The organism is Pseudomonas tructae, assembly GCF_004214895.1.
Classification (GTDB): domain Bacteria; phylum Pseudomonadota; class Gammaproteobacteria; order Pseudomonadales; family Pseudomonadaceae; genus Aquipseudomonas; species Aquipseudomonas tructae.
The window spans coordinates 5,080,711-5,095,837 of record NZ_CP035952.1; the positions used below are offsets into that span (position 1 = coordinate 5,080,711).

A 15,127-nucleotide genomic window follows, 5' to 3' on the forward strand; every position below is an offset into this window, starting at 1 on the left:
GTCATTTCGACTTACAGGAGTCATTATGACCGCAAAATCCCTGCTCACCGCTTTGCTGCCCCTGGTCAGCGACCTGTCCCGCGAGTTGCCCGAGCGCGAACGCTACCGGCGCCTGCTCGAAGCCATGCGCAGCCTGCTGCCGTGCGATGCCGCCGCCCTGCTGCGCCTGGACGGTGAATGGCTGGTACCACTGGCGGTGAACGGTTTGAGCACCGACACCCTCGGGCGGCGCTTCAAGGTCGATGAGCATCCTCGTTTCGCCGCGATTCTCAGCCGCAGCGAGCCGACCCGCTTCGCCAGCGACAGCACGCTGCCCGACCCTTACGACGGCCTGGTCGAAGGCCTGCACCAGCACCTTGAGGTGCACGACTGCATGGGTTGCCCGCTGTTTGTCGATGAACGGCCCTGGGGCCTGATCACCCTCGATGCGCTGGACCCGGAGCAGTTCCAGCAGGTCGAGCTCGATGCCCTGCAGGCCTTTGCCAGCCTGGCGGCGGCCACGGTGAATGTTGCCGAGCGCATCGAACACCTGGCCCTGCGCGTCGAAGACGAACACCAGCGCGCCGAAGTCTATCGCCAGGCCAGCGGTCAGCAGCACAAGGAACTGATCGGCCAGAGCAAGGCGCACAAACGCCTGCTGGAAGAAATCCGCCTGGTCGGCAGCAGCGACCTGACGGTGTTGATCACCGGCGAAACCGGGGTCGGCAAGGAGCTGGTGGCCCAGGCCATCCACCAGGCCTCGAGCCGCGCAGCCAGGCCGATGATCAGCCTGAACTGCGCGGCGCTGCCGGACACCCTGGTCGAGAGCGAGCTGTTCGGTCATGTGCGTGGCGCTTTTACCGGCGCGGTGGGCGAACGGCGCGGCAAGTTCGAGCTGGCCAATGGCGGTACGCTGTTTCTCGATGAAGTCGGCGAGTTGTCGTTGAGCGTGCAAGCCAAGCTGCTGCGCGTGCTGCAGAGCGGGCAGCTGCAACGGCTGGGTTCGGACCAGGAGCACCGTGTGGATGTGCGCCTGATCGCGGCAACCAACCGCGACCTGGCAGAAGAAGTACGCGCCGGACGCTACCGCGCCGACTTCTACCATCGCCTGAGCGTGTACCCGCTGCTGGTGCCACCACTGCGAGAGCGCGGCCGCGATGTACTGCTGCTCAGCGGCTACTTTCTCGAGCAGAACCGCTCACGCATGGGCCTGGGCAGTTTGCGCCTGAGTGCCGAGGCCCAGGCTGCGCTGAGCAGCTACGGCTGGCCGGGCAATGTCCGGGAGCTGGAACACCTGATCGGTCGCTCGGCGCTCAAGGCCCTGGGGCAACACGCGCAACGGCCAAAAATCCTCACCCTGGAGGCTGCCGACCTGGATTTGCGCCCGGTCCAGGCCTTCCCGACACCAGCCCAAACCACCGCGCTGGCTGATCAGCCACTGCCCAGCGGCGACCTGCGCCAGGCCCTGGACGACTACCAGCGCCAGTTGATCCAGGCTTGCCTTGAACGCCACCAGCAGAACTGGGCCAGCACCGCCCGCGAGCTGGGCCTGGACCGGGCAAATCTGAGTCGCCTGGCACGGCGCTTGGGTCTACGCTGATTGCACCGAGTGATTAAAGCCCCGGGCTGCCGGGTCGATAACCTGGCATCTCCCCCAATTACTCTGCCCTGAAGGTGCCTATGGCGTCGCAAAATGCCCGCGCGGACTCGCTGTCGCTGCTGCTGTTCACCCTGCGCAGCGGCAAGCTGATGGCGATCAACCTGCTCAAGGTCAGTGAAATCATCCCCTGCCCGCCGCTGACCAAGCTGCCGGAGTCGCACCCTCACGTCCAGGGCGTGGCCACCTTGCGCGGCAATTCACTGTCGGTCATCGACCTGTCGCGGGCCATCGGCGAGCGGCCACTGGCAGATCCGCAGGGTGGCTGCCTGATCGTCACCGACATCAGCCGCTCCAAGCAGGGCCTGCACGTGCAGGCGGTGAGCAAGATCGTCCACTGCCTGAGCACCGACATCAAACCGCCACCGTTCGGTTCGGGCAGCAAGTCGTTCATTACCGGCGTGACCCGGGTCGACAACACCCTGGTGCAGGTACTGGATATCGAAAAGGTCATCCACGGCATCGCCCCTCCACAGCGCGAAGTGCTCACCTCCGTGCTCAGTGCCGAGGATTCCGCGGTGCTGGGCGCCACCAATATCCTGGTGGTCGATGACAGCCAGGTGGCCCTGCAGCAATCGGTGCATACCCTGCGCAACCTCGGCATCGAATGCCACACCGCGCGCAGCGCCAAGGATGCGATCAACACCCTGCTGGAGCTGCAAGGCACCGAGCGCGAGATCAACGTGGTGGTGTCGGACATCGAGATGTCCGAAATGGACGGTTTCGCCTTTACCCGCACCCTGCGCGAAACCCCTGACTTCCAGCACCTGTATGTCTTGCTGCACACCTCGCTGGACAGCGCCATGAACAGCGATAAAGCCAAGGAAGTGGGGGCCAATGCGGTGCTGACCAAGTTCTCTTCGCCGGAGCTGACCGACTGCCTGATCGTCGCCGCCCGCGCCGTGGCTTTTGCAGAACGCTGAAACACAGCCAGGTAGTGCTGCGCTTGAATGTGCCTGACGCTCAGGCACAATTAGGCGCCCGGCGTTCCGAGTATCCACCACCGCGCTAGTGGCTATCGGTAGGTAATAGTGAAGTTGACCGCCGCATTGGCAATGCCTCCCGTAGGCCCGGCATCGCCGACCTGGATGTAACGTGCGGCCATGGGCAGGGTGATGCTGCCGTTCTGCAATCGCCGGATGGGGACATCCTCGTTCAAGGCCAGCGGACTCAAATCTTCCTTGAGCACCTGCACGGCCACGCCCGTGGCCGTGGAGTCAGCCGTCAGGCCAACGATCCCGCGCGGACCGTCGACCACCGTGGAGCCATTGCGTGGGTCCAGGCGGATGTGGGCGAAGTGGTTGTTCGCCGCACCGCTGCCATTGCTGCAACCACTCAATGGAATGTAAAAAGCTGAGGCATCGGTCGATGAACCCTGGCCGTTGAAGGCGCTCTGGTTCCAGCTCCCCAGGGGGACCTTGATCTGGTTGCCCGGCGCGGACGGCAGGCTGCATTGCGCGACGGTCAAGGTACCGCTGTTGATCTTGATGTCGATCATAGGGCCGATACGGCTGCTCGAAAAACGAGCCAGCGTCACGCCTGACAGCGAGTGCGGGCCATTGCCAGGGTCGATGGGGCCGGTCTTGATGATCCGATAGCCCAGGGTTACGTCAAAGACTCTGGCATAGCCCCCATCGACTACCCCCAGGTTGTGTGCCACATAAGGTACGCCAGAGCGGTTAAGCCCAGTACCTGGCACATAGTTCCAGTGGGGCGATTCCCATGAAGCCGGTGACAGTCGCGTATCGACCACTACGGCAACGCCCGGGATATCCGTATGCAGCACCACCTCCCCCGCGCTAACCAACGGCGAACCATATTCAGCACGCAACGGCGAGCTGACCGTGTACACCGCAGCCATGCTGCACAGTTGAGCGGGATTGAGGCCATGTACTGAGACCTGTCGAGCTCCGATCACCGTGCCAGGCGGGGCGTCTCTGGGCACATACAGCGCCCCCGCATTCAGGTTGACGTTAAGAAAATAGCCCGGTGCAAAGTCGCAGGCCCACACTGTACAGGGCGCGCTAAAAACCAACGCAGCCAGTAGCCGGCGACAGTTGTTCAAGCAGTGAGCGTTCATATGATGTTGCCTCTCGCATTCTTGAAAATACCGCAATGCCCGAGCCGCTGCGGTTGCATACTGATGTCGCTCGACTCATTTGTAAGTGATAGTGAACCCGGCAGCCGCATTGGCAGAGCCTGCTTCAGGCCGGTCGCGCCCTGTCTGAATGTAACGCGCGAAAAAAGTGAGCCCTATCGTCCCGGGGTTTATCTGCCCTGCAAAGGGGGAGCAACCAAGAGCGAGCGCACCACTTGGTTAGCTTTCTCACGGTGTCACTCCTGCGTCATCGGTAATGGGCTGACAGGTCGCTTGCACCTGGCGATAGGTGTCACTGGCAAGCTCCGGGCTCCTTGTGTCGAGCGATGCCCGGCATTGCTGGTGTGCCGCCTTGCCCCACCGGACTCGAATCTGGTTGCTGGTCTCCGGCAAGGTCAGCAGCACCTGCCCACCCGGCCCGACCACGCCGACCGACTGTTGCTCGCTGTCGAGCACCTGGGCGCCGAACGGTGGATGACCACCCTCGGACAGACGCAGGTTGAGCAGGATCTTCTCGGAGCGCTTGGCCTCGAACGAAGCTTTGACCAATGCCCCTCGCCGCGGCACCACCTGGGTCACGCCGTTATCAATATCGACGTTGTGATCCAGATCCTGGGTGTCCAGGCTCACCCGGTTCTTGCGGTAAGGCGTCATGTAGGGGATGACCGAATAACCATCGGCATTGGTGCGGGTACCTGGTGCGTTGAGAACGCCGACATCGGCGGTATCGGCCACGTGTACCAGGCCCACGGTCTCACCCAGGGTATGCCCCAGCGTCATGCCATCGGCATGGGCGATCAGGGAGCCGGCCAGGTTGATACTGGCCTGCTCAAAGCGCTCGCCAGCACTGAGCCCGGCGCCCAACTGGGCGAAGGGCGCCAGGTAATTGACCGACGCCGAACCGGACGAGCCGCTGCGCTCGCTGTGGCTGGCATCGATGTTGTAGGAGAGGTGCCCATCACGACCGGCCCGCCCACGAAACCCGGCCCGTTCGTCATAGCTGCCATCATCGTTGCGTGTCAGTGCCAGGTTGGCACTGCTGCCACCGCCCAAGGGCAAGGAAACGCTCAGGCCAACCTGGCTGGACTGGCCAAACGAATCGACCAGGCTCTTGCTCGCGTACAACCCGTAACTGACGCCGCGGTACTGGGTGTTGATACCCAGTTGCAGCTGCCGTTCACGCCGTGAGGTATTCCAGTAGTCCTGCTGGCTGAGGTTCAGGTAAAAGGCGGTGCTGGCAAAGTTGTGGGCCACGCTGGCCTGCACCCGGCTGCGTTTGGTGGCGCGATCGAAGCTGGCATTGTCGTGCTGCCAGGCGGCCTCGGCAAAGTCCCGATAGCCTTTGGTGGAGTAGCGATATCCGGCAAAACGTACCGAAGTACCCGTGGCGAACGCCTTGCCATAGCGCAACCCATAGCTCTGGCCAGTGTCGCGCCGGCCATCGGCACCGTCGGTGCGGGCCTGGGTCGCATCCAGCGAAACCGCGCCGAAATGCCCAAGGTTCTTGCCCAGCCCCAGCAGCGTGGCCTGGTAGAAATCGTTGCCGAGCACACCGCCATACACGGTGTAGTCGGCGGGCAGGCCATAGGCCAGGGTTGCCTGGCCGAGTTTGGGCCGCTCGCCTTCGTCGGCGGCGTTGTATTCGCCCAGGGTCAGGCTGTAGCGCCAGGCCTTTTCGCGCATCAGGTTACCCAGCGTCGCATAGGGCTGGGTAAAGCGTCGCTCACGGCCATCGGCCTCGGTGATGATCACTTCCAGATCGCCACTGCCGCCTGCGGCGTTGAGGTCATCGATTTCGAACGGCCCCGGGGGCACGTAGGTCGAGTACAGCGAGTAGCCGTTGTGCAGCACCTCCACCTTCGCCCGGGTTTCGGCCACGCCGCGCACCACAGGGGCATAGCCTTGCAGCGAGTCCGGCCACATGCCCATGTCGGTTGCCAGTTGCACACCGCGAAACGGCAGGCTGTCGAAAACGTCGCCCGCCGTGAAGCTGTCGCCCAGGGTCAAGGTGCCAAAGGTTGCCGGCAAGTCGGTCTGGGCATAGGTATTGGAGCGCTGCCACTGGCGCCCCAGCACCGAATCCTGGCTCAGGTAGGCATTGGAACGCAGGCGCCAGCCGCCGAGATTCAGGCCACCGTTCAGGTACAGGTTGTACTGGCTGTTGCTGCCCTGGTCGTCGCTGTGGCCTTGGGCGGCGACAAACTGATAGTTGAGCAGGCCGGCATTGATGCCATCGTCCCATTCGCTGGGCGAGACATAGCCCACCGCATCACGCTGCAGGGCAATTTGCGGAACGATGATATCCACCACCAGGTAGGCCGCATCGAAGCTGACGGCGGCACCGTCGATCACTGCAGCCAGGTCCACGCAATCGAGCGTGGCCAGTTGCGCTTTGTCGAGCAAGGCGTCGAGCTTCACGCCCATGTCCAGCAATAGCGCCGGCGTCAGGCAGGCCGCAACCTCCCCGGCGCCCTGGTCATCGAAACGCAGCTCGCGCCGATCGAAAAAGCTCTGGTTCAAGCGGATCGACACCGAATATACGCCGGGGCCAATCTGGGTGCTCTGCGCGATCGCTTCCAGGTCAAGGTTGGGACCGGCCGATCCGCCGCCAAAAGACTGCATGAAACTGCTGTCGAAAGTGGCCGAATGGGCGCTGCCAGGGCCTGCCACTGCGGCCAGGGTAAAAATCACGGCCAGCGGCAGGCCGCCGGCAGAACGAGGGGTTCGCCAGGGGCACGGTAACTCAAACATTGCACTTACTCGATTCGAAGCCTGCGCAAGCGGGCTCTGCGATAGTCCGGGTCGGCCCTCAGCGTGCGGCGCTCAGGCTGACCTGCTCGGGGTCGGTGAAACCGCCATGGTCGTTGATCACCGAAAACACCACGCTCTGGGGCGTCCAGTTCAGGCCGGGGTCGATCTCGTACACCCGGCGTGAATGCGGCGCCACCATGACGGGCTTGTCGATTTCGCTCTCGCGCTCGCCGGCAGCGACCTTGATGTGAATGAACGAGATATGAAATGGCGAAGGGTTGTGCACTTCCAGCAGCGCTTTACCCTGCTCCCGACGCAACGCCCATTGCAGCCCGGGCAGCGCCTCGAGCAACGAGCCCTCAAGACCTTTGGGCCGATAGAACAGCTTGATTCGGGTACGCAACGCTATCTTCAGCGTGCCGTCCTCCTCACTGTTGGCCGCAGGAATCTCCTGGGCATTGAAGTAGAAGACCGACTCGCGATCACGGGGCAGGTCATTGGCGGTGGGCACAATGCGCACCATCTGCTCCTTCATCGAGTCCAGGCGAAACAACGGCGGCGTGGCAATAAAGGGCGCGGCGATAGCATTGTCATCGGCTTCGGTATTGACCCAGACCTGCACCGCGTAGGGTTTGTCGGTGGCGTTGCCGGCCGTGACAGACACATCACGTTTGTTGGCATCGAACACCACTCGGGTATTGCTCAGGATGATCCCGGCCTGGGCACTCATGGCCGGCAGCATGGCCAGCACACCTGCCAGGCATAGGCGCAAACCCCGTTCATATCGAAAAAACGGATGCATGACTGCTTCCTCGATGCTGCCGCCGGTGCGTACCGGGGTACGCACCGGCGGTGTGGGTTACTGGATGTTTACAGTGAACAGCGCCTTGGCATTGGCCGGCCCTGGTGTTGCGGTGCCGGTGGCGATGTAGTTGGCGGTGAAACGCATGGGTTGGGTCAGGTCGACATACTCTTCCGATGGCTCGGATATTGGCAGCTCCACCCCGCGGCGGTCGCGCAGCTGTACGGCGACATTGGTTGCCGCGCCGGCAACGCTGTCCAGCGCCAGCCACTGGCCGCTCGGCCCGACCGAGCCGCTGACCGGCAGGAAGGTGACGGTGGCCGATTTACCCGAGACATCGCAGCCTGGGTCAGAGCTGTTGACCTGCAGGTTGAACGAACCACCACCGGCGACCATGCCAGCGCTCGACAGGCTGCTGGTCGGTACTTCGTCACCCAGCTTGACGACACCACGAACGCCGCCGGTGCTGTCGCCGATCTCAATGGCGCAGGTGCTGTTGACGATGAAACCTTCGAAGCTGATTTCGCCATCAGCTGCCTGGGCGGACTGAGTGACACCGGCGAGGGTCAAGGCGGCGAACAGGCCGCTGAACGTGAGCTTTTTCATTGCAACTCCAGATAGGTTGTGCGCGTCTTGCGCTGGACAGTGGCGACGTGCAACAGCAACCCGCAGGTCGGCGCCCGACCTGCTTCCCCTGCTGCACACGACGGGGGCCACTATGCCTTCACTGCTCTTGGGCAAAGACCTGGAGAAATCCCAATGAAATAACTATGTTTCCCAAAGAAGCCGGGAAAATTCTCATGCCGGTGGGAGCGGGCTTGCCCCACGATGGCGTTCTGTCAGCCGCATCGCATCGCGGGGCAAGTCGGCCGCCGCACCGCCGCTCCCGCCACAGGCCCTTGCCGCGACAGCTGTCAGCGCTGTCAGCTAGCGGTCACGCTGCTGACCTGATCGAGCGGCTATAACCCTCAGTATCGACCTCATGTCCGCGGTGCCCTGCAAGCATGCCAATCAAGCCTCGCTCCCTCGTTGTCTGCACCCTGCTGGTGGCCATGGCCGGCACCTTGCTGTGGCTGTTCAACCGCCCGGGCCAGGACAAGCCCGTCGTCAGCAACGCCATCCCGGTACGCGTGGTCAGCGTCAAGCAACAGGACGTACCCCGCTTTGTCAGTGCTATCGGTTCGGTGCTGTCGCTGCACAGCGTGGTGATTCGCCCACAGGTCGAGGGGCTGCTGACCCGCCTGCTGGTCAAGGAAGGCCAGGCGGTCACGCAAGGCGAGTTGCTGGCGACCATCGACGATCGCGCAATCCGCGCCAGCCTCGAACAGGCCAAGGCCCAGCTGGGCCAGAGCCAGGCGCAATTGCAGGTAGCCGAGGTCGACCTCAAGCGCTACCGCCTGCTGAGCAGCGACAACAGTGTGTCGCGCCAGACCCTCGACCAACAGCAGGCGCTGTTCAACCAGCTCAAGGCCACGGTACTGGGTAACCAGGCGGCGATCGCCGCCGCCCAGGTGCAGCTGTCCTATACCCAGATCCACTCCCCGGTCAGTGGCCGGGTGGGTATTCGCACTGTCGATGAAGGCAACTTCCTGCGCGTCGCCGATGCCCAGGGGCTGTTCAGCGTGACCCAGATCGACCCCATCGGCGTCGAGTTCTCGCTGCCGCAGCAGTTGTTGCCAACCCTGCAAGGCCTGCTCGCCGCGCCAACCCCGGCCGTAGTCCAGGCCTACCTGGAAGGCGATGGTGACAGCGGCGGCACCCTGCTCGGCGAAGGTCACCTGACCCTTATCGACAATCAGGTAGCGGCCAACACCGGCACTATCCGGGTCAAGGCCGAGTTCGCCAACTCCGCTGCGCGCCTCTGGCCCGGGCAACTGGTAACCCTGAAACTGCAGACGGCGCTGGAGCAGAAAGCCCTGGTAGTCCCACCACAGGTGGTGCAACGCGGCATCGATGGCCACTATGTGTACCGGATCAATGGCGACAAGGTCGACAGCGTGCCGGTCAAGGTGCTGTACCAGGACAGCGTGCTGAACATCATTGCCGGGGTCGGGGCCGGTGATCGCCTGGTGTCCGATGGCCAGTCGCGGCTCAAGCCCGGCGCCCAGGTCGAGGTGGCCGCCGATGCACCGCCGGTAGAAGACGTGGCCAGCGGCAAGGTGCAACCATGAACCCGCGCGGATCGATCAGCGCCTGGTGCATCGACCGGCCAATCGCCACCGTGCTGCTGACCTTCGCCCTGGTGCTGCTCGGGGTCATCGCCTTTGGCCGCCTGCCAGTGGCCCCGTTGCCCGAAGCCGACTTCCCGACCATTCAGGTCACCGCGCAATTGCCTGGCGCCAGCCCGCAAACCATGGCCTCGTCAGTGGCCACGCCCCTTGAAGTGCAGTTCAGCGCCATCCCCGGCATGACTCAGATGACTTCCAGCAGCGCCTTGGGCTCGACCAACCTGATCCTGCAATTCAGCCTCGACAAGAGCATCGACACCGCCGCCCAGGAAGTCCAGGCGGCGATCAACACCGCCAGCGCCCGCCTGCCCCAGGATATGCCCAGCCCGCCGACCTGGCGCAAGGTCAACCCGGCCGACAGCCCGGTGCTGATCCTCACCGTAAGCTCCGCGCAGATGCCGGCCAACGAACTCAGCGACTACGCCGAAACCTTGCTGGCCCGCCAACTGAGCCAGATCGACGGCGTCGGCCTGATCAACATCACCGGGCAACAACGTCCGGCCATCCGCGTACAGGCCCAGCCAGAAAAACTCGCCGCCCTCGGCCTGACCCTGGCCGACCTGCGCCAGGCCATCCAGCAAACCAGCCTGAACCTGGCCAAGGGCGCGCTGTACGGGCAGAACAGCGTGTCGACCCTCGCCACCAACGACCAGTTGTTTCACCCCGAGCAATACGCGCAGTTGATCGTCTCCTACCGCAACGGCGCGCCGGTGCACCTGCAGGACGTCGCCACGGTCATCAACGGCGCCGAGAACGCCTACGTCAAGGCCTGGTCCGGCGAGCAGCAGGGCCTGAACCTGGTGGTGTTCCGCCAGCCCGGGGCCAATATCGTCGACACCGTCGACCGGGTCATGGAGGCCTTGCCCGGCCTTGAGCAGATGCTGCCGGCGGCGGTGCAGGTGTCGGTGCTCAACGACCGTACCCAGACCATCCGTGCCTCGCTGCATGAGGTCGAAGTCACCCTGATGATCGCCGTGCTGCTGGTGATCGGGGTGATGGCGCTGTTCCTGCGCCAGTGGTCGGCGACCCTGATCGTTTCCAGCGTGCTCGGCGTGTCGCTGACGGCAAGTTTTGCGCTGATGTACCTGTTCGGTTTCAGCCTCAACAACCTGACCCTGGTGGCCATCGTCATCGCCGTGGGCTTTGTCGTCGACGACGCGATCGTGGTGGTGGAAAACATCCACCGCCACCTGGAAGCCGGCGATAACAGCCGCGAGGCAGCGCTCAAGGGCTCTGCCGAGATCAGCTTCACTGTGGTCTCGATCAGCTTCTCGCTGGTTGCCGCATTCATTCCGCTGCTGTTCATGGGCGGCGTGGTCGGGCGCCTGTTCAAGGAATTCGCCCTGACCGCCACCTCGACCATCCTGGTATCGGTGGTGGTGTCGCTGACGCTGGCGCCGACCCTCTGCGCCCTGTTCATGCACCGCCCGCAGCAGCACCGGCAGGACACCTCGGGCCGCCTGCTGGGCTGGTACCAGCGCGGGCTGCTCAAGGCCCTGGCGCACCAACGGTTGATGCTGGGCCTGTTCGGCCTGACCCTGGCCTTGGCGGTGGCCGGTTACGTGGCGATCCCCAAGGGCTTTTTCCCGGTACAGGACACCGGCTTCGTGCTCGGCACCAGTGAAGCGGCGGCCGATGTGTCCTACCCGGACATGCTCGCCAAACACCAGGCACTGGCGAAGATCGTCGAGGCCGACCCGGCGGTGCGCGCCTTCTCGCACGCAGTCGGAGTCACCGGCAGCAACCAGACCATCGCCAACGGCCGCTTCTGGATCGCCCTCAAGGATCGCGACGATCGCGATGTCTCGGCCAGTGAGTTCATCGACCGCCTGCGGCCACAACTGGCCAAGGTGCCGGGCGTGGTCCTGTACCTGCGCGCCGGCCAGGACATCAACTTGAGCTCCGGGCCGAGCCGCAGCCAGTACCAGTACGTGCTCAAGAGCAACGACGGCGCCGCGCTGAACCTCTGGACCCAGCGCCTGACCGAACGCCTGAAGGCCAACCCGGCCTTTCGCGACCTGTCCAACGACCTGCAACTGGGCGCCAGCGTCACCCGCATCGACATCGACCGCAAGGCCGCGGCGCGTTTCGGCCTGACCACCAGCGACATCGACCAGGCGCTCTACGATGCTTTCGGCCAGCGGCAGATCAGCGAGTTCCAGACCGAGACCAACCAGTACAAGGTGATCCTCGAACTCGACGCCCGCCAGCGCGGCAAGGCCGAAAGCCTCAACTATTTCTACCTGCGCTCACCGTTGAACGGCGAGATGGTGCCGCTGTCGGTGCTGGCCAAGGTCGCAGCGCCGAGCACCGGGCCGCTGTCGATTGCCCACGACGGCCTGTTCCCGGCGGCCAACCTGTCGTTCAACCTGGCGCCCGGTGTCGCCCTCGGCGATGCGGTGCAAATCCTTGAACGCACCCAGCGCGAACTGGGCATGCCCGACTCAATCATCGGCACTTTCCAGGGCGCGGCCCAGGCTTTCCAGAGCTCCCTGGCGAGCCAGCCTTGGCTGATCCTCGCCGCGCTGGTGGCGGTGTACATCATCCTCGGCGTGCTCTACGAGAGCTTCGTCCATCCGCTGACCATCATCTCCACCCTGCCCTCGGCCGGGCTCGGGGCCCTGGCGCTGCTGTGGCTGTCGGGCCAGGACTTCAGCATCATGGGCCTGATCGGCATCGTGCTGTTGATCGGCATCGTCAAGAAGAACGGCATTTTGCTTGTCGACTTCGCCCTCGATGCCCAGCGGCACCACGGGCTGAGCCCCGAAGTGGCGATCTACCAGGCCTGCCTGACGCGCTTTCGACCGATCATGATGACCACCCTCGCCGCCCTGCTGGGTGCGGTGCCGCTGATGTTCGGCATGGGCGCCGGCGCCGAGCTGCGCCAGCCGCTGGGCATCGCCGTGGTCGGCGGGCTGCTGGTCAGCCAGGCCCTGACACTGTTCACCACACCGGTCATATACTTGGCCCTGGAGCGCCTGTTCCACCGGCGCCAGCAGGCCGTGACCCTGGCGCAAACCGATGCCCGTTGAGAACCGATCATGCGTGTGCTGATTATCGAAGATGAAGAGAAAACCGCCGACTACCTGCACCGCGGCCTCAGCGAGCAGGGCTTTACCGTGGACCTGGCACGTGACGGTATCGATGGCCTGCACATGGCCCTGGAAGGCGATTACGCGGTGATCGTCCTCGACGTGATGCTCCCGGGTCTGGACGGCTACGGCGTGCTGCGCGCCCTGCGCGCGCGCAAACAGACGCCGGTGATCATGCTCACTGCCCGAGAGCGGGTTGAAGACCGTATCCATGGCCTGCGCGAAGGCGCCGACGACTACCTTGGCAAGCCGTTTTCCTTCCTTGAACTGGTGGCCCGCCTGCAGGCCCTGACCCGCCGTGGCGGCGCCCATGAGCCGGTACAGATCCAGGTCGCCGACCTCTGGGTCGACCTGATCAGCCGCAAGGCCAGCCGTGCCGGGCAGCGCCTGGACCTGACCGCCAAGGAGTTCTCGCTGCTCAGCGTACTGGCCCGGCGTCACGGTGAAATCCTCTCCAAGACCGCTATCGCCGAGCTGGTCTGGGACATCAATTTCGACAGCGATGCCAACGTCGTCGAAGTGGCGATCAAACGCCTGCGGGCCAAGCTCGACGGCCCGTTCGAAAGCAAACTGCTGCACACCATTCGAGGCATGGGCTATGTTCTGGAAAACCGTGCCGACTAATTCGATTGCCTTGCGCCTGAGCGCGCTGTTCACCCTGGTGGCGCTGGGTGTGTTCCTGGTGATTGGTACGGCGCTGTACAAGCAGGTCGACCGCAGCCTCGACCTGCTGCCTACGGCAGAACTGGAGGCGCGTTTGAGTGTGCTGGAGTCATCGCTGACCCGCTACGACACCCGTGAGCACTGGCAGAAAGTCACCAACAAGCTCAACCTCCTCAGCGAAGAAGACCGGCGCATCCGCTTCTGGGTGGTCAGCGGCGCCAGCCCGTTCGAATATGGCCAGCCCGATGCCAACATCCGCAACTTTGCCCAAGGCCCGCTGGGCATGCGCGACCTGCGCCTGGCCGCCAGCCCCTACCCGTACAAGGTACTGGTCAGCGAACTGCCAGCCATGGGCAATCGCCCGGCCCTGCGTTTTTTGATCGGCATCGACACCCAGACCTTCTGGCACACCCAACACACCTTGCTGGTGGCAATCATCAGCCTGTCGGTGCTGGGCGTGGTGCTGGCCTCATTACTCGGTTACTGGGTGGCGCGCTATGGCCTGCGCCCGTTGCTGGCGCTCTCGGCTGAAGCACAGAAACTGGCCCCGCCACGCTTGAGCGGACGCCTGCAACTGGCTGACCTGGCGCCGGAGCTTGCGCAGTTTGCCCGCGCGTTCAACTCGACCCTGGAACGCGTCGACCAAGCCTACAGCCGCCTGGAAGCATTCAACGCCGATGTCGCCCATGAGCTGCGCTCGCCCCTGACCAACCTGATCGGCCAGACCCAGGTGGCCCTGACCCGCGGGCGCAGCGCCGAGCATTACTTCGAGGTGCTGCAATCGAACCTGGAAGAGCTGGAGCGGCTGCGCAGCATCATCAACGACATGCTGTTCCTCGCCAGTGCCGACCAGGGCAGCAAGGCCACGGCCCTGACCTGCAGCTCGCTGGCCGAGGAAGTGGCGACCACCCTCGACTACCTGGATTACATCCTCGAAGACGCACACATCCGCGTGCAGGTCAGTGGCGATGCCCAGGCGCGGATCGAAAAAGCCCAGTTGCGCCGGGCGCTGATCAACCTGCTGAACAACGCCGTGCAGCACACCCTACCCGAGCAGGTAATCCAGGTGCGGATCGAGGCGCAGGACGGCCAGGTCAGCATTGCCGTGAGCAACCCGGGGCCGGCGATTGGCCAGGAACACCTGGCAATGCTGTTCGAGCGCTTCTACCGGGTGGATGCGGCGCGCAGCAACAGCGGCAGTGGCAATCACGGGCTGGGCCTGGCGATCGTCAAGGCGATTGCCCTGATGCATGGCGGCAGTGTGTTCGTGCGCAGCCAGGCGGGGGCCAATACCTTCGGCATCTTGTTGCCGGCTTGAGGGGCTCATCGCGGGGCAAGCCCGCTCCCGCATGACCCGCGATGACTATTACCTTTGACGCAACAGTTCTTATCCTAAAAGTAACTGTTTCTCTCACCCATTTCCGACTAATTTACTCAGACCTACTTCACACTTGCCAAGCAAGAAGGTTGTTGTAAATGTCCAACAGTATGGGTGTTGCCAGCGTATTCGTCCTGTCGTCCCTGTTGCTGTCGCCACTGGCCATGGCAGAAGAATCCCAGGCTTTTGTCGCACGTAATACCGAGCGTGCCGCCGTCGTTCAGGAAGCCATCGCCGCACAGCAGGCCGAGCAGGCCCAAGGCCTTGAGCAGACCGCTTCCAAGGCCGAGGCGAGTGACGACTCCGACAGCTGATCGGCCCACGTTCCACCTCTTTGACTCCCTCGACGACAGCACAGGTGACTTGAGCGCCTGTGCGGTTGTCTTTCAAAGCCGCTGCCGATCAGCGGCTTTTTTTTCGTGTGTCGAAAAGTGCCAGCGCGCTGGCTCGTTTGTTGATGACAAGAGCGTCTTTAACAC

11 protein-coding genes are annotated in these 15,127 nt (G+C 63.7%); 7 read left to right on the forward strand and 4 right to left on the reverse strand.

The window, feature by feature from the left end; genetic code table 11:
- The first annotated feature begins 25 nt into the window (after nt 1-25).
- Nucleotides 26-1,579, forward strand: a complete 1,554-nt coding sequence (gene norR, locus EXN22_RS23215; protein ID WP_130266256.1) for a nitric oxide reductase transcriptional regulator NorR — start codon at nt 26-28, stop codon at nt 1,577-1,579.
- 80 nt (nt 1,580-1,659) lie between these two features.
- Nucleotides 1,660-2,559 carry a chemotaxis protein gene (locus EXN22_RS23220; RefSeq protein ID WP_130266257.1) on the forward strand — a complete coding sequence of 300 codons (900 nt, stop codon included), beginning with the start codon at nt 1,660-1,662 and terminating at the stop codon, nt 2,557-2,559.
- A 92-nt stretch (nt 2,560-2,651) separates the two neighbouring features.
- Here EXN22_RS23220 and EXN22_RS23225 read toward each other — a convergent pair whose 3' ends face one another.
- The 4 genes from EXN22_RS23225 to EXN22_RS23240 form a co-directional block, all read right to left on the reverse strand.
- Nucleotides 2,652-3,497 carry a fimbrial protein gene (locus EXN22_RS23225; protein WP_165392255.1) on the reverse strand — a complete coding sequence of 282 codons (846 nt, stop codon included), beginning with the start codon at nt 3,495-3,497 and terminating at the stop codon, nt 2,652-2,654.
- A gap of 465 nt (nt 3,498-3,962) precedes the next feature.
- The gene (locus EXN22_RS23230; RefSeq protein ID WP_130266259.1) at nt 3,963-6,485 is read right to left on the reverse strand and encodes a fimbria/pilus outer membrane usher protein; all 2,523 of its coding nucleotides are present in this window, start codon (nt 6,483-6,485) and stop codon (nt 3,963-3,965) included.
- A gap of 58 nt (nt 6,486-6,543) precedes the next feature.
- Nucleotides 6,544-7,287 carry a fimbrial biogenesis chaperone gene (locus EXN22_RS23235; protein WP_130266260.1) on the reverse strand — a complete coding sequence of 248 codons (744 nt, stop codon included), beginning with the start codon at nt 7,285-7,287 and terminating at the stop codon, nt 6,544-6,546.
- 57 nt (nt 7,288-7,344) lie between these two features.
- Nucleotides 7,345-7,893, reverse strand: a complete 549-nt coding sequence (locus EXN22_RS23240) for a fimbrial protein (protein WP_130266261.1) — start codon at nt 7,891-7,893, stop codon at nt 7,345-7,347.
- A gap of 398 nt (nt 7,894-8,291) precedes the next feature.
- On the opposite strand from EXN22_RS23240, the gene EXN22_RS23245 reads away from it, so the two are divergent.
- The 5 genes from EXN22_RS23245 to EXN22_RS23265 all read left to right on the forward strand — a co-directional run bounded on the left by EXN22_RS23245 (nt 8,292) and on the right by EXN22_RS23265 (nt 14,962).
- Nucleotides 8,292-9,458, forward strand: coding sequence for an efflux RND transporter periplasmic adaptor subunit (locus EXN22_RS23245; protein ID WP_130266262.1), 1,167 nt, complete (start codon nt 8,292-8,294; stop codon nt 9,456-9,458).
- Nucleotides 9,455-12,547, forward strand: coding sequence for a multidrug efflux RND transporter permease subunit (locus EXN22_RS23250; protein ID WP_130266263.1), 3,093 nt, complete (start codon nt 9,455-9,457; stop codon nt 12,545-12,547). Before EXN22_RS23245 ends, EXN22_RS23250 begins: the two co-directional genes overlap by 4 nt.
- A gap of 9 nt (nt 12,548-12,556) precedes the next feature.
- Entirely contained in the window at nt 12,557-13,231 is a 675-nt protein-coding gene (locus tag EXN22_RS23255; protein ID WP_130266264.1) for a heavy metal response regulator transcription factor, read from the forward strand.
- A complete protein-coding gene (locus tag EXN22_RS23260; protein WP_130266265.1) occupies nt 13,206-14,588 on the forward strand; it encodes a heavy metal sensor histidine kinase in 1,383 nt (460 codons plus the stop codon). Before EXN22_RS23255 ends, EXN22_RS23260 begins: the two co-directional genes overlap by 26 nt.
- Before the next feature lie 158 nt (nt 14,589-14,746).
- Nucleotides 14,747-14,962 (forward strand): hypothetical protein, encoded by a 216-nt coding sequence (locus tag EXN22_RS23265; protein WP_130266266.1) that lies wholly within the window; start codon nt 14,747-14,749, stop codon nt 14,960-14,962.
- The last annotated feature ends 165 nt before the right edge of the window (nt 14,963-15,127 follow it).